Origin of the sequence: Mesorhizobium sp. B2-3-14, assembly GCF_006442175.1 — a bacterium.
Lineage (GTDB): Bacteria > Pseudomonadota > Alphaproteobacteria > Rhizobiales > Rhizobiaceae > Mesorhizobium > Mesorhizobium australicum.
This window is the reverse complement of the sequence record NZ_VFVP01000001.1, coordinates 787,068-802,209: the sequence shown is the minus strand read 5'-3', so window position 1 is coordinate 802,209 and position 15,142 is coordinate 787,068. Positions and strand designations below refer to the sequence as shown.

14 protein-coding genes are annotated in these 15,142 nt (G+C 63.0%); 5 read left to right on the top strand and 9 right to left on the bottom strand.

The genetic code is table 11. The features are described 5' to 3' along the window. Nucleotides 1-49: 49 nt before the first annotated feature. From FJ950_RS03680 to FJ950_RS03670, 3 genes are all read right to left on the bottom strand, one after another. Nucleotides 50-496: a serine kinase of the HPr protein, regulates carbohydrate metabolism gene (locus tag FJ950_RS03680; RefSeq protein ID WP_015314358.1), complete on the bottom strand. Its 447-nt coding sequence runs from the start codon at nucleotides 494-496 to the stop codon at nucleotides 50-52. 24 nt (nucleotides 497-520) lie between these two features. Next, the gene (locus FJ950_RS03675; RefSeq protein ID WP_140615125.1) at nucleotides 521-2,305 is read right to left on the bottom strand and encodes a sensor histidine kinase; all 1,785 of its coding nucleotides are present in this window, start codon (nucleotides 2,303-2,305) and stop codon (nucleotides 521-523) included. Between the two features lie 83 nt (nucleotides 2,306-2,388). After that, on the bottom strand, nucleotides 2,389-3,090 hold the full coding sequence (locus FJ950_RS03670; RefSeq protein ID WP_010912942.1) for a response regulator transcription factor: 702 nt from the start codon (nucleotides 3,088-3,090) through the stop codon (nucleotides 2,389-2,391). Nucleotides 3,091-3,433: 343 nt separating this feature from the next. Between FJ950_RS03670 and FJ950_RS03665 the strand changes: the two genes are divergently transcribed. Further along, complete coding sequence (locus FJ950_RS03665) at nucleotides 3,434-5,044, top strand: phosphoenolpyruvate carboxykinase (protein WP_140615123.1); 1,611 nt, start codon at nucleotides 3,434-3,436, stop codon at nucleotides 5,042-5,044. Nucleotides 5,045-5,067: 23 nt separating this feature from the next. Here the strand turns inward: FJ950_RS03665 and FJ950_RS03660 are convergent, their stop codons facing one another. Next, complete coding sequence (locus FJ950_RS03660) at nucleotides 5,068-5,895, bottom strand: oxidoreductase (RefSeq protein ID WP_140615121.1); 828 nt, start codon at nucleotides 5,893-5,895, stop codon at nucleotides 5,068-5,070. A gap of 81 nt (nucleotides 5,896-5,976) precedes the next feature. Here FJ950_RS03660 and FJ950_RS03655 point away from each other — a divergent pair, with 81 nt between their 5' ends. From FJ950_RS03655 to lysM, 3 genes are all read left to right on the top strand, one after another. Further along, nucleotides 5,977-6,903, top strand: coding sequence for an AraC family transcriptional regulator (locus tag FJ950_RS03655; RefSeq protein WP_140615119.1), 927 nt, complete (start codon nucleotides 5,977-5,979; stop codon nucleotides 6,901-6,903). An 80-nt stretch (nucleotides 6,904-6,983) separates the two neighbouring features. Further along, on the top strand, nucleotides 6,984-7,421 hold the full coding sequence (arfB, locus tag FJ950_RS03650) for an alternative ribosome rescue aminoacyl-tRNA hydrolase ArfB (protein ID WP_140615117.1): 438 nt from the start codon (nucleotides 6,984-6,986) through the stop codon (nucleotides 7,419-7,421). 91 nt (nucleotides 7,422-7,512) lie between these two features. Beyond that, on the top strand, nucleotides 7,513-7,983 hold the full coding sequence (lysM, locus tag FJ950_RS03645; protein WP_140615115.1) for a peptidoglycan-binding protein LysM: 471 nt from the start codon (nucleotides 7,513-7,515) through the stop codon (nucleotides 7,981-7,983). 70 nt (nucleotides 7,984-8,053) lie between these two features. Here the strand turns inward: lysM and FJ950_RS03640 are convergent, their stop codons facing one another. Beyond that, nucleotides 8,054-10,252 (bottom strand): TonB-dependent siderophore receptor, encoded by a 2,199-nt coding sequence (locus tag FJ950_RS03640; protein ID WP_140615113.1) that lies wholly within the window; start codon nucleotides 10,250-10,252, stop codon nucleotides 8,054-8,056. A gap of 237 nt (nucleotides 10,253-10,489) precedes the next feature. Between FJ950_RS03640 and FJ950_RS03635 the strand changes: the two genes are divergently transcribed. Next, the gene (locus tag FJ950_RS03635) at nucleotides 10,490-11,119 is read left to right on the top strand and encodes an alpha-ketoglutarate-dependent dioxygenase AlkB (RefSeq protein ID WP_015314350.1); all 630 of its coding nucleotides are present in this window, start codon (nucleotides 10,490-10,492) and stop codon (nucleotides 11,117-11,119) included. A gap of 59 nt (nucleotides 11,120-11,178) precedes the next feature. On the opposite strand, the gene FJ950_RS03630 is transcribed toward FJ950_RS03635, so the two are convergent. From FJ950_RS03630 to FJ950_RS03615, 4 genes are read right to left on the bottom strand one after another with little or no spacing between them, the layout of a single operon-like run. After that, the gene (locus FJ950_RS03630; protein ID WP_140615111.1) at nucleotides 11,179-12,663 is read right to left on the bottom strand and encodes a nucleotidyltransferase family protein; all 1,485 of its coding nucleotides are present in this window, start codon (nucleotides 12,661-12,663) and stop codon (nucleotides 11,179-11,181) included. Then, nucleotides 12,663-13,340, bottom strand: coding sequence for a glycosyltransferase family A protein (locus tag FJ950_RS03625; protein ID WP_140615109.1), 678 nt, complete (start codon nucleotides 13,338-13,340; stop codon nucleotides 12,663-12,665). Before FJ950_RS03625 ends, FJ950_RS03630 begins: the two co-directional genes overlap by 1 nt. 1 nt (nucleotide 13,341) lies before the next feature. Further along, nucleotides 13,342-14,094, bottom strand: coding sequence for a glycosyltransferase family A protein (locus tag FJ950_RS03620; protein WP_140615108.1), 753 nt, complete (start codon nucleotides 14,092-14,094; stop codon nucleotides 13,342-13,344). After that, nucleotides 14,091-15,140 carry a serine kinase gene (locus FJ950_RS03615; RefSeq protein ID WP_140615106.1) on the bottom strand — a complete coding sequence of 350 codons (1,050 nt, stop codon included), beginning with the start codon at nucleotides 15,138-15,140 and terminating at the stop codon, nucleotides 14,091-14,093. The genes FJ950_RS03620 and FJ950_RS03615 overlap by 4 nt, the downstream gene beginning before the upstream one ends. Nucleotides 15,141-15,142: the final 2 nt, after the last annotated feature.

The following is a 15,142-nucleotide window of genomic DNA, read 5'->3' as shown; positions in this document are numbered from 1 at the left end:
CGCCGGCCCACGCCATTTTGACGCATTGCAGCAAAAAACCCAGCGCGGATCATAGAAAAGGCGGGATCGACAGCCGCGCCATCACGGCGAGCAAGGCGGCCGCGACATTGCGCTCGGCCAGATCGATGCGCGCCACCGCACAGCCGGCGATGTCGTCGCTTGCATCCTCCTGGAAGCGTGCGATTTCGCCGGCCGGCAACAGGCGCACGTGCAGATCGACGACGCAGGCCGGTTCGAACGGCAGGGACCGTGGCCCATGTCCCGGCACCTCGGCAAGGCCTTCGATGGTGCCGGGCGCACGGCACACCAGCCGCCCGGCATGGGCTTCGACGAAGAGCTGATCGTCGCCGACCAGCCGTGAGAACAATCCGCGTTGCAGGCAATGGCTGATCAGCGTCAGCGCCAGCGTTGTCTTGCCCGACCCGGATGAGCCGCTGATGAGAATGCCGCTCTCGCCGATCAGCAGCGCCGTGGCGTGTATGTTGTCAGACCGCACGTCGCGATCCCTGGCGATTGGCGGTCATCCCTCGGCCGGGAGCGTCACGACGAAGCGTGCGCCCTTGATCTCGCCGGGCTTGGTGCCTGGTATGTTTTCGGCGGTCAACGTACCGCCATGGGCCTCGACGATCTGCCTGGAGATGGACAGGCCAAGGCCGGAATTCTGGCCGAACGCCTCGCCGGCGGGCCGGTCGGTGTAAAAACGTTCGAAGATGCGGTCGATGGCGTCGGCGCGGATGCCGGGACCGTTGTCGTCGACGGTCAGGATGTTGAACTTGCCGGCGCGCGCCAGCGACAGGCTGATATGGCCATGGTCCTCGGGGACGAAGGAACGGGCGTTCTCGATCAGATTGGTGATGACCTGGCCGATGCGCAGATCGTGACCGACGACGACATAGCCCTTGGCGCCCTGCGGCAGCTTGGCGACTTTGAGCTCGATCTCGACCGCCTTCTTGTTACGCGTGGTTTCACGCGAAACAGCGACGAGGTCGGTGACGAATTTCTTCAGGTCGACGGTGCCGGCATCTTCGCGCGCCAATTCCGCATCGAGGCGCGAGGCGTCGGAAATGTCGGTGATGAGGCGGTCCAGCCGTTTCACGTCATGCTGGATGATCTCCATCAGGCGCGCACGGGAGGTGTCATTCTTCGCCAGCGGCAATGTTTCGACAGCACTGCGCAACGACGTCAGCGGGTTCTTCAACTCATGCGAGACATCGGCCGCGAAGCTTTCGATCGCCTCGATGCGCGCATAGAGTGCGTTGGTCATGTCGCGCACGGCAATCGACAGATTGCCGATCTCGTCCTGGCGGTCGGAAAAGTCTGGGATTTCCTCGCGGCTCTTGACGCCGCGACGCACCCGTACGGCCGCCGCCGACAGCCGGCGCAGCGGGTTGGCGATGGTGGACGCCAAAAGCATCGACAGGATGGCTGTGACGAGCGCCGCGATGCCGAAGACGCGCAGGATCGCCTTGCGTTCGGCGGCGACGATCTTGTCGATATCACCGCCTTCGGTCGACAGCATCAGCACGCCGAGCACGGCGCGAAAACGCTGGATCGGCACCGCCACCGAGACGATCTGCTCGCCCTGTTCCGAGACGCGCACGATGGTCGACGGACTGCCCGTCAATGCCTTGACCACTTCCGGGAAGGCGGCGCCGTTGCCGCCGGGCTGTTCGTGATAGACCGGCAGGTCGGTGTTGCGGAAGAAGTCGAAGATGAATTTCTGGACGCGCTCGACAAGGTCGGGCTCCTCCTCCTCGACCGGCGGCAGGTCGTAGCGCAGGATCTGACCGCGCGAATAGAGATGGCGCGAATCGAGCAGCAAATTGGCGTCGCGGTCATAGATGCGGGCTCGGGTGCGGGTCGGCGAGATCAGCCGCCGCAGGACCGGCGCCACGCGCTCGGGATTGATCGGAAAATCCAGATTGTCGAGTTGGTCCGAGCCAGGCCCCAGGCTTTCGCCGGCCTGCAGCTCAAGCAGTTTTTCCGGGTCGATGCTGATCGAATCCGTCTCGACCGTCGCCGACGCCGCAATCGCGCCGGCGATGATTTCGCCCTGCGTCATCAGGCTTTCGACGCGCGCGTCGATCAGCCCGTCGCGGAAGGTGTTGAGATAGAGGATGCCGGTGACGAGCACCGCCAGCCCGGCGAGATTGAGGAAAAGAATACGCCGCGTCAGGCTGGAAAAGATATGGTGGCCGAGGAAGCGGCGCATCGGCACCGTGATTTTCGACACGAAGGAAGACATGATGCGCGACGGCCGCCTGGCGGCGCCCGCCGGTCTTGTTCGCTGTGCTTCCACTGCCATCGAATAGCAGCTCCCGCTAGTCCCAGGTTTGACGTATGTCGCAGCCCCACACTAGGGACCGCTTCTGCTCGACATACATCAAATTACGCTTCGCGGAACCGATATCCGACTCCGTAAAGGGTTTCGATCATCTCGAAGTCGTCGTCGACAGCCTTGAACTTCTTGCGCAGCCGCTTGATGTGGCTGTCGATCGTGCGGTCATCGACATAGACCTGCTCATCATAGGCCGAATCCATCAGCGCATCACGGCTTTTTACCACGCCGGGACGCTGCGCCAGCGAATGCAGGATCAGGAACTCCGTGACGGTAAGCGTCACCGGCTCACCCTTCCAGGTGCAGGTATGGCGTTCCTGGTCCATGACGAGCTGGCCACGTTCGAGCGAGCGGGCCTGCTGACTCGGCGCTTTTGCCGCGGCCTCGCGGGCACTGGCACGGCGCAGCACGGCGCGCACCCGCTCCACCAGCAGGCGCTGCGAGAACGGTTTGCGGATAAAGTCGTCGGCGCCCATCTTGAGACCGAACAATTCATCGATCTCGTCGTCCTTGGAGGTCAGGAAGATCACCGGCAGGTCGGATTTCTGGCGCATCCGGCGCAGCAGCTCCATGCCGTCCATGCGCGGCATCTTGATGTCGAGGATGGCGAGATTAGGCGGCCTGGCCGCCAGGCCTTCCAGCGCGGACGCACCATCCGTGTAGGTCTCGACACGATATCCCTCGGATTCGAGGGCGATCGACACCGACGTCAGAATGTTGCGGTCGTCATCGACAAGCGCGATTGTTGCCATTTCAAGCGGCTCCCTCATGAGCTGTCCCTTCTGTCGTAGAGAAGGGGCTTTTGCAGGACAAATTAGGTACAAAATGTGGCATAGGCCTTAACCGCTGTCACGCGCGGGGTGCCGCCGGCCACAATCCGACCTCGACATGGATCGACGAACGAACCTCGCCAATCCTTTGGGCAACCGTGGAACTTTTCGCATATATAAACGATTTAAACAACTTTCAAAATATTTAAATCGATTAATGATTTGATATCATTTGGCTTTTCTGGTTCTGACCATCCTAGCCTGCTTAGTGGGTGTGCCGGAAATACGCCGGCAAAGATGCGGCAAATCTTGAAAAGGGTCACCAATGTCGGAAGTCGGCAAACGCAATCCTGCCTGCGCGATCGATCGTGTCGGTCTGAAAACCTCTGGCACGGTGCGCTACAATTTCGGCGCGGCCGCGCTCTACGAGGAAGCGATCCGGCGCGGTGAAGCCCGGCTGACCGCGCATGGCGCGCTGCTCGCCGAGACCGGCCAGCACACCGGTCGCTCGCCCAAGGACAAGTTCATCGTCCGCGACGCTGCCACCGAGCCGCAAGTCTGGTGGGACAACAACAAGGCGATCTCGCCGGCACAGTTCGACGCCTTGCTCGCCGATTTCCAGGCCCATGCCGGGGACAAGGACCTCTATGTGCAGGACCTGGTCGGCGGTGCCGACGCGGAGCTAAAGCTGCCCACCAGGGTGATCACCGAACTTGCCTGGCACTCGTTGTTCATCCGTAACCTGCTCATCCGTCCCGAGGCGGCCGAACTCGAACACTTCGTGCCCGGGATGACGATCATCGACCTGCCGTCCTTCCGCGCCGATCCCGGCCGCCACGGCAGCCGCACCGAAACGGTGATCGCCGTCGACCTGGCGCGCAAGATCGTGCTGATCGGTGGCACCTCTTATGCCGGCGAGATGAAGAAGTCGGTGTTCACCATGCTCAACTACCTCCTGCCGGAGAAAGGCGTGATGCCTATGCACTGCTCGGCCAATGAGGGACCGGCCGGCGATGCCGCTATTTTCTTCGGCCTGTCGGGAACCGGCAAGACCACGCTGTCGGCCGATCCGTCGCGCACCTTGATCGGCGATGACGAGCACGGCTGGGGTCCGCACGGCATCTTCAATTTCGAAGGCGGCTGCTACGCCAAGACGATCAAGCTGTCGGCGGAAGCCGAGCCGGAGATCTTCGCCACCACGCAGCGCTTCGGCACCGTGCTGGAAAACGTCGTACTCGACGCCCATGGCATGCCGGATTTCAATGACGGCAGGCTCACCGAAAACACACGCTGCGCTTATCCGCTCGACTTCATCCCCAATGCCTCGAAAACCGGGCGCGCCAGTCACCCGAAGAACATCATCATGCTGACCGCCGACGCTTTCGGCGTGATGCCGCCGATCGCCCGGCTGACGCCGGCGCAGGCGATGTATCATTTCCTTTCCGGCTACACGGCCAAGGTGGCCGGAACGGAAAGGGGCGTGACCGAGCCGGAAGCGACCTTCTCGACCTGTTTCGGCGCGCCGTTCATGCCGCGCCATCCGTCGGAATACGGCAATCTTCTGCGCGAGCTCATTGCTCGCCACGGCGCCGATTGCTGGCTGGTCAACACCGGCTGGACCGGCGGTGCCCATGGCACCGGCAAGCGCATGCCGATCAAGGCGACGCGCGCCTTGCTCGCCGCCGCCCTCGGCGGCTCGCTGAAGGCAGGCGCTTTCCGCACCGACGCCAATTTCGGCTTCGAGGTGCCGGTGGCGGTCCCGGGTGTCGACGGCGCCATCCTCGATCCGCGATCGACTTGGGCCGACAAATCGGCCTATGACCGGCAAGCGGCAAGGCTGGTCGGCATGTTCGCAGTCAATTTCGAGAAGTTCGAAAGCCATGTCGACGCCTCCGTCCTCGGCGCGGCGCCGCACATGCAGGAAGCGGCGGAATAGGCGCAGGCAGGACGTCGGTGCCGTCAGCCGTCGGTCGAGACAGTGACAGACTTCCACACCTCGATTTCCTGCCGGAGACGTTCGATTCTGTCCGACACGAGCTTGAGAGCATCGCTGCCAAGCAGAAGCTGCGGCGGCGGATCACTGGACTCGACCAGGCCTAAAACGGCGGCTGCCAGTTTATCGGGATCACCGAGCTGCTTGCCGCTCTTTACCTGTCGCGCCTCACGTATCGGATCAAAAAGCGCGTCGTAGTCAGTGATTGATCTCTCTGTGCGGACCATTGATCGTCCAGCCCAATCCGTCCGGAACGAGCCGGGGCAGACTGCGGTCACGCGGACACCGAACGGGGCCATTTCCGAACGCATCACCTCCGATATGCCCTGGAGCGCAAACTTGCTGCCGCAATAGTAAGCAATGCCGGGCATGGTGATCATGCCGCCCATCGACGTGACATTGACGATGAATCCACGACGTCGCTCCCGGAACCGGGGAAGAAAAGCCTTAGCGACGGCGACAGCGCCGAAGACATTCACGTCGAACTGACGCCGCATCTCTTCGATCGGCGACTCTTCAAGCACTCCCTCGTGCCCATAGCCGGCATTGTTGATCAGCACGTCAACCGGTCCATGTTCGTTCTCCGCCTGCCTGACCACGTCGGGTATGGCGTCGAATTCCGTTACGTCGCACAGTACCGGCCGAACTGCGGGAAGAACGTCGGCGAGCGCTGCGCGTGATGTCTCCGAGCGAACGGCGCCAATCACCTTATGGCCGATCTGGATAGCCGCGGAAGCTATCGCCAAGCCGAAGCCGGAATTCGCGCCGGTGATAAAGAAGGTCTTCTGTGACATGACTCGCAAGCTTTCCTTGATTGGTGATGAGTTGACAAATATTATGAGGAACCGAGCGTTTCGATTGCGGATCCTCTGAATTTGTTGCCAAATCCTATTCCTCCCAAACACGGACGATCCAAGCTGGTCGAGTTGGCCGGAGCTCTCGCCCCTCGTCGCGGCTACAATCCGACCGCGTTCAGCCGCGTCCGCATACTCCGGACGGAAGCCGTGCTTCACGACATCCCGGTCCTCTATAAGCCAGGCGCGGTGTTCGTATTACAGGGAAGCAAGCAGGGTATCCTCGAAAGGGAGATCTACCTCTACGACGAGGAGCACTATCTGGCGGTTTCGGTGCCCGTTCCATTCCGCATGAAATCGATGGCCAGCTCGGAGCGACCATTGCTTGCGGTCTATGTTGAGTTCGATATGCAGATGGCAGCCGAGCTCGCCATACAAGCTCAGATGCATGCCGAACCGGCGCGCGGCAAGCCGCGAGGTCTCGTGTCAAGCAGGATGGCCCCCGAAATAGAGGATGTCCTGCTGCGCCTCCTTGTGGCACTTCGCAGCCCCGTTGAAGCTCTCGTCCTTGGTGACGGCATTCTGCGCGAACTGCATTACCGGGTGCTGGTCGGCCCGCAGGGCGGTGCAATGCTCGCGGCGCTGCAGCAGAAAGGCACGTCCGGAAGGATTATCCAGAGCCTGGCCTGGTTGCGAGAGAACTACGGTTCTGAAATTTCGATCGGCGACCTGGCAAAAGACGTGGGCATGAGCGTTCCTTCCTACCATGTCCATTTCAAGAGCCTGACCGGCAACAGTCCAATGCAGTACGTGAAGGCGATACGGCTCCACGAAGCACGATTGATGATAGCACGCCAGAACAGGACGATCGCAGAGGTCGCGGCTTTGGTAGGCTATGCGAGCCCGTCCCAATTCAGCCGCGACTTCAAACGGCATTTCGGGCGCACGGCGTCGGAAGAGACGAAATGGCTTCGTCGCCATCTTGGCGAACTCGCCTGGGCGTCGTGATCAGGATCGTATATGCCAGTTAGGGGCTGCGCTTTCGATCGGGCCTTTTCTTTTTCGGTCCGCCGCGCCATGACTGCGGCATGCCGATCGACGACGACATCATCATATCGGGCGAAGCCGTGATTCACCCGGGCGACCTGCACGAGGATTTCATCCGCTCGTCCGGTCCCGGCGGCCAGAACGTCAACAAGGTGGCGACGGCGGTGCAGCTTCGCTTCGACGCGCGGAACGCCGAGGGCCTGTCGGACCGCGTACGCGAGCGGACCATAAAACTTGCCGGCCAGCGCGCCACCAAGGATGGTGTCATCGTCATCGAGGCCGGACGCTTTCGCACACAGGAGCAAAACCGCGCCGACGCACGGACCAGGCTGGCGGCACTGGTGGCCAAGGCCGCAGAACCGCCGCCGCCGCCGCGCAAGAAGACACGGCCGTCGAAAGGCGCGGTCGAGCGTCGGCTGAAGAGCAAGGCCGGGCGCGGTACGATCAAGAAGCTGCGCGGTCGCGTGGAGAGCGATTAAGCAACACGCAAATCGTGCCCGCAAAACCACTTTCAATTTTGCGTTGCGGATGCGAGGTTTCCCTTATTGCCACAGCAAGGGAGACCTAGAGATGGGTATGTTCGATTTCGTCAAGAACGTCGGCAAGAAGCTCGGCATCGGCGGCGACGAGGAAGCCGCACCCACCGCCGACACGCTCAAGAAAGAGCTCGATTCACACAAGCTCGGTACCGATGGCGTGCAAGTTGCCGTCCAAGGCGATACGGCGGTGCTGAAGGGCGTCGTAAAGGACCAGTCGATCTTCGAAAAGGCGGTCATCGCCGTCGGCAACACGCTGGGCGTCTCCAAGGTGCAGGCTGACGAGTTGCAGGTCGCGCCGGCTTCGGGCACGGCGACCGCGGCCAAGGAGCCGACCTTCTATACGGTCCAGAAGGGCGACAATCTCTGGAAGATCGCCGAAAAGAGCTATGGCAAGGGCCAGGGCGCCAAGAACACGGTCATCTTCGAGGCGAACAAGCCGATGCTGACCCATCCCGACAAGATCTATCCGGGCCAGGTTCTGCGTATTCCAGAACTTGGCTAATCGCCGGGCATGGTTGTATCAAAACGCTGAATCAGTGCGCCGCGCGTCCGAAAGGCGCGCGGCGTTGCCTTTACCAGCGGCGCTTCAGCGAAGCCGTGATGTTGCGGCCCTGGCCCATGTAGCAATAACCGGAATTGCACACCGTCGCGCGGTCATCGGCAATGTTGCGGACGGCGAAAGCGGCCGAGACACCTTCATACCTCTTGTCGATGGCGCCGAAATCGTAGGACGCCGAGGCATCGAGATAGACGGCGGCATCGTTCTTGGCGGTGTTTGACGTGTCGGTATAGGTCGCGCTCTGCAGCCGCACGCCGGCTCCCACCGAAAGGCCGGGTGCCGCACTGCCCTCGTCGAATTTGTAGTTCGCCCAGAGGCTCGCGACATGTTCGGGGGTGACGGCGGGGACCTTGTCCAACTCCGTCGAGTCAGGGCCGGCGCCCGTGATCTCGGCATGGTTGTAGTTATAGGCCGCGATCACGTCGAGCCCGTCCATGACGGCCGCGCGGGCTTCCAGTTCAAAACCATTGCTGGTGACCTCGCCCAGTGAACGATAGGTGCCCGCATTGGGATCGACGACTACCGGCTTGTTCTTCTCGACCAGATGGTAAGCGACCGCGGACAGCAGGATATCCGTTCCCGGTGGCTGGTACTTGACCCCCACTTCGAACTGTCCGCCCTTCGTAGGCTGAAGAATGCCGCCGCCATCGGCCGAGCGGTTCGAGATCGGTTCGAATGACGTCGCGTAGCTGGCGAAGGGCGCGACGCCGCTATCGAACAGATAGAGGGCGCCGGCCTGCATGCTGAAGGCGTTCTTGTCCACCGCTTCGGAACCGCCCCCAAAATAGTCGCGCGTCTGCTCGACCCAGGTCTGGCGGCCACCGAGCGTGAAACGCCATTTGTCCAGTTCGACCTGATCCAGCGCATAGACGCCGGTCTGGCTCAGATCCGCGTCGGACGCAGAGAAAGTGGTGTCCGGGGTCGGGCCGGAGAAACCGTAGGTCGGGTTGGCAATGTCGAAATCGTAGGCCGGATCGGGCGGATCGAACCCATAGCCGAAGGACGAGGTCAGGTTCGTGTAGTCGAGGCCGAGAAGCAGCGTGTGGGCGAGCGCCCCGGTGTCGAACCTGGCCTCGACCTGGTTGTCGGCCTGGAAAACGTTCATTTCGTCGCGAATTGAGGTCGCATAACGATGCGCGACCGTACCTGTCCAACCGGAAACCGCGAGATAGCGCGACCTCAGGTCGAGATGGGAGTATCGTACATTCTGGCGCACCGTGATGCCGCCGTCGAAATCGTGCTCGAACTTGTAGCCGACCTGCTGCTGCCGGATCTTCTGATGGTCATAGTCGGGGTCGCTCTCGCGCAGGGTGTGGACCTTTCCCGACGGATCGGTGATCACGCCGACATTGGAATCGGTCTCGTCCGCCTGCACCAGCCCATAGATGGTGAAGGACGTCGCGGCGTCCGGATTCCAGGTGAACGACGGCTGCAGCAAATAGCGGTCGTCGGCGATGTCGAAATTGGTGTCGCCGTTTCGCGCCAGGCCGACGATCCTGTAGAGGAAATCGTCACTGCCCTTGGTGACCGGGCCGCCGAAATCGAAGGCGGCCTGCGCCCTGTCCTTCGTGCCATAAAGCAGTTCGACTTCCCTGATCCTGTCCTCGGTCGGCAGCTTGGGCACCTTGTTGACGATGCCTGCCGGCGTTCCCGCGCCGTAAAGCACCGATACCGGTCCCTTGATCACCTCGACGCGTTCGAGCGAATAGGGGTCGGTGCGGAACGTGCCGTAGTTGATATAGGGCTGGCGCAGGCCGTCCTTGTAGTCGCCGAGCGTGGTTGCGTCGTAGCCCCTGATATAGATCTGGTCGAATCGCGGGTCGAATCCGTAAGCGCCGGTGCTGACGCCTGAGGAATAGCGCACCGCCTCGATAATGTCCTGCGCGCCGCGCTCCTCGAGTTCCTTGCGTGTCACCACCGAGACCGAGCGGGGCGTTTCGATGAGGGGCGTGTCCGTCTTGGTCGCACCGGAGCTGCGCTTGGCAGCCACCGTCCTGTCGTCCTCACGGGACGTGTCGCCGCCGGCCTCGCCGCTGACCGTAATGGGCTCGAGCACGGTGGCGCCGCCCGATGCCTGGGTGCCTGCCTGCTGGGCGGAGGCTTGGTAGGCACCAGCCAGCGTCGCCAGGCATGTCGTGGCAAGCAGTCCTCGCCGCGACCAGATGCAGCCCCGTTCGATCGCGTTGAAGCCTTGAAGAAATGTCACTTCCATATCCCTCGCTCTCGTTGGCTGCCTGCGGCTTCGCTGGACGCGGAAGCTGAAAATTCTTGTGTCAACCGGTCCGGTTCTAAATCTTGACTATGTTAGTCATCTTTGTTCGTCAACCGCCATTTGGCCAAGACGAATTCGCTGCGGCCATCCCTCGTAAGAACCACGACCGCTTTCGGGTCGCCGTTTTCGTCTGGCGGTGGCATGCTGAGGCTCCGAACCATTCACATGAGCCAACCCATGCTCGTTCTGCCCAAAGGCATCCGTCACATGCCGGCCCATCTGTCCCGCGCCGTCCAGGAGACGCTGGTCGAGGAGGTGAGAAGCATTGTCCAGCAGGCGCCGCTGTTCGTGCCGGCCATGCCTCGGACCGGCAAGGAGATGAGCGTGCGCATGACCAATTGCGGTCCTCTCGGCTGGGTCACCGACAAGGAACGCGGCTATCGCTACCAGCCGACGCATCCGCTGACCGGAGAGCCGTGGCCGCCTATCCCCGACAGTCTGCTAGACCTGTGGCGTCAGGTGTCGGGCTATCCCAATCCACCGCAGGCCTGCCTGATCAATTTCTACACGCCGGAAGCGAAGATGGGCCTGCATCAGGATCGCGACGAGGCCGATTTCTCGGCACCCGTCGTCTCCGTCTCGCTGGGTGACGATTGCCTGTTCAGGGTCGGCCAGACAACCCGCGATGGCGCCACCAAATCGTTCAGGCTCAAAAGCGGCGATGTCGTCGTGCTTGGCGGCGAGGGCCGTCTTGCCTTCCATGGCGTCGACCGCATCTACCCTTCGACCTCGGCGCTGCTCAAGAACGGCGGCAGGATCAATCTGACGTTGCGGCGGGTGACGAAGCCCGACGAGGGCGCCGTATAGGCGAGGGTTCGCGCCCCGCACGGCGCCGCCGACCTTTGGGCGACCAGCGATAGTTCAGTTCAGCGCAGCGGTGAAAAAATCGCCGAGACCAGATGGAAAGGCAAAGCGCCGTAGGCGGCGACCGTCGCCTGATCGTCCCATTGGCGGAACTGCCGGGACGGCCGCGCCTCCAGCGTCAGCGCATGCTGTCGGCCATCGAATGTCACCTTGCCGCGAAAGCGCAGCACCCGCTCTCCACCAGACCGGCTGATGGCCATCGCACGCAGACGCGCGACGTGGTCGTCGCCCACATTGATCTCCATTTCGATGCGGCGCCGGACCGGCGGGACGCTGATCCTGATCGTGATGTCCAGCATCATCTCCCCCGCCGTCGCAGGGCACGGTATGGTCTGCGAGAAGGCCAGGGGCGACTGTCCTTCCAGCGGCTCGCGAGGTGCCTGCCTGCCGCGCCATGCTCTGCCGCGCCATGCCCTGGCGGGCGGCTCCTGCCGCAGCCGACCGCTCTTGCGTCTCAGCCGCAACTGCTTGGCGAAGCCGCGCGACAGCCAGGTCAGCCTGCCGAAGTCGGTTCGCGGCTTGGCCTGCAGCACCGCCGACCAGCGTGCAAGGCCGGTGCGGTCGGCCATGTCCAGCACGCGCGCCAGCACCTTGTCAGGCACCGTCACGCCAACATCGAGCGCAAGGTAGGAAAGCGCCACCGCCGCGGCAACGGCAAGGCCACGCCTGGCGACGACATCGAGGAACACGTCCCAGTCGACGCCGCCGGTGCGAATGGCCACCGCGCAATCGACCAGCCAATCGCTGTGGGTGTGGGCATCGAGCCCGCCATGCGCGATGGCGAGCGCGATGCGATCCGCGGGCGACGGCACCAGCACGCCGACACCGCTGAATTCGGCCGTCGCCGCGCGCTGCCAGATCGCCTGGTCATCCTCGTCGCTTTGCTGCGAGCCGTCATAGGCAAGCTGGTGCAGATCGATATCGCCATAACTGCCCTTGAAAAAATTCATCGAGCGCAGCGACGCCAGCCTTGTCCTCAGATATTGGGGACTCACCCCGGTGGCGATCTGCCAGTCGCCGTCGCGCAGCACGCCGAACGCCGCCGGCATGTCCTGCGGCCGCACCAATATGTCGATGTCGTGCGCCACCCGGCCACGCTGCGCCGAGGCGTTCAAGGCAATGCGGCTGGCACCCTTGATCAGCATCACCAGGCAGCCGGAATCCGTCATCGCCTGCAGCGCCGGTTCGGCCTCGCGCATCGCCATGCGCGACTTGGTCCACAGCATCTTTTGCAGGCCGACAAGGCGCGGATAGGCGGATTGGCCGGCCAATTTCCGGCCGAACCGATCGCAGATCGCGGCCAGCAGCCGGTGTTCCCTGAAGGAGACAAGGTCGATGTCGTTCGCGCTTAGCCACTGCATGGCGCAACCGGCGGCCGCGTCCTCATCGGCAAGAAGGGCAGCCTTGAGCAGTTGGTCGAGCCCGCCCGTCGGCCAGGACCAGCCATAGTCCGGGAAACGTCGGCTGATGCGGCGAATGCCCGCCATCAGCCCGCGCCGGCCTTGTTCCGGGACCGTCGCAGCATGGCGAGCCGCGCCACTTCGAGATAGCCGCGGTCGCGCGCCGCATCGCGGCCATAGGACAGGCTGCCGGGCCTGATGCGGCGCAGCGCCAGCACCTCTTCCACCATGTCGAGGGCAAGGCCCGCCTCGCGTACCCGCGCGATCCAGTCGATCATTTCGCCGCGGCCGCCCGGCGGATCGACGACTGCTCCAACGGTCTCGGCGACCTCGCGCCGGATCAGCATCGTGGTCCGCGACCAACCGGGTACGATCGCGTCCTCGGGTGCATCGGGCCGGTCATTGCGGAAGTTTCGCAAATGGCAAAAAACGCCCGACGTTGCGGGATGCCTTTCGAGATGCGCGAGCTGTGTTTCGGCCTTGCTCGGCAGCCACAGATCGTCGGCATCGAGCGTCGCAATGAGCGGCGTCGGCAAGGCGGCGATGCCCCTTGTCGTGGCGCTCCCAGGTCCGGCATTTGCCTGGCGCAGCAATTGCAGCGGCAGGTCCGTTCCGCCGATCGCCGCCGCGAGATCGTCGCTGGATCCATCGTCGACGATCACCACCAGCTCAGGCCGCACTGTCTGCGCCGCGACCGATCGCAGCGTCTCGGCGATGGTGCCGCTGGCGTTGAAGGCAGGTATGACGACGCCATAGCTCCGCATGCTACATGAAGCGCCAGTTGGCGAGTTCTTTGACATCGAAGATGCCTTCGATCCCGCGCAGTGAAGGGTCGGCCTTGCGCCGTTTCATCGATTTGTGGATGGCCCGCAAGAATTCCCGAAGGGACGTGTCGACCTGCTTCGTCATGTTGCCGGGATGACGTCGGTAGTAAAGCGACACGGTATCCGGCAGGACGAATCTGGGGCCGCTTTCAAAGGTGCGCAGCAGGTAGTCTGTGTCTTCGGCCTGGCCGAAGGCCTCATCGAAGCCGCCGATCCGTTCGATGAGCTTACGCGAGAAAATGCCTGACGACAGATGAATTCCCCGCACGGTCATGAAATGGCTGCCGGGGCAGGGTTCCAGCAGATCGTCGTCGATGTGTTCGACCATCATCATCAGGGAATAGGTAAGCTCCAGAGCGGGGTCGGCGTCAAAGCATGCGATATCGGCCTTGAATCGTCCCGCAGGCGAGACATCATCCGAATCGAGGAACGACACGAGCTCCGTTTCCGGCGTGAGCAGTCTGAGACCAGCGTTGCGGGCCCGGGTCACGCCCATGTTCTCTTGCCGGAAAAGGCGAATGCAGGGGTTCAGGGCCATCATCGAACGCACGGCCTCCGCCGACCCGTCGGTCGAGCCGTCGTCGATCACGATGATGTCGAGATCGGCGGCATCGTGCTGCCGCACGAGCGAGCGCAAGGCCGAGACGACATAGCGCTCGCGATTGTACACAGGCATGATCACGCTGAGCTTCACCGGGCGCCTCGTGTCAGGAAATCCTCGATCGTGCCGGCGATCTCTGCCGGGTCGGTGCCGAGGGACAAACGGAAGCACGGCAGGTGGCGCGTCAATTCGCTGAAGAAGCGAAAGCCGCTTTCGCGCTCGCCCGGCATCTGGGCGATGCCGGACGGCGCCAAGGCAATCATGGCATCCCTGCGCGACACCGGCATAATCGAACTTGCTCCGCCTCCGCTGATATGTGGCACCACCAGCGCGACGATGTCCAGCATGGCGGGCACCGGCCGAGGCGCGATATCGTGAATATGGAACGTGTGCTTGCCTTGCCAGTTGAGCGGGCCTTGCGCCGTTAGCCGCTGCCGCAGGCCCAGCCGGGCGAAACCTTTCGTGTCCTGCTTCAACGTCGAAAAAAGCGGGCGCGCGGTCACGCCGTCGGTGAGATCGATCAGCACATAGTCGTCGCCGACACTGTCGAGCCCGTTGAGGAGGCCGGCGGCGACGGTCCCCGATTTCCCGGCCCCGCCCGAGCCGGCAAGCAGAATACCCTTGCCGTCGATGCTGAGCGTGCCGGCATGGGTCAGCCGCATGCCGCGCGCCGCATATTCCCAGTGCAGGAAGGCGCGCAGCGGTGCTCCCGGCTCCCAGGGCGGAAAGGCATCGGCCGAGGCCATCAGCTGCACGCCGACGCGGCGGTGCGGATCGTAGACCTGCCAGAAATCGAGGTCGTGGAAATGGTGCCCGCGCAAACCGGCTTCGGCGAGCTGTTTGGCAAAACCGTGCTCGGTGAAATGGGCATCGCCCCAGTGCGCCGGCTCCGGGATGCCGTCAATGCCGGGATGCGCGATGAAGATGCGACCCGTGGACGGTGCCGGCTGGTCATGCCCGGGCTCGACAAAAGCATGGCCCAATGCATCGGCAAGCACGCCGTGACCGAGATGCACGGTCAGTTCAAGCCAGGGCAGGCGAACCTTTCGCATGGTCGGATAGCGCGCGGCCGCGCCTTCAGCGGCGGCGATGAGATACCTGGCGTAATCCGGCAAGGTTTCGAGCGTGACGCGCGGCATCA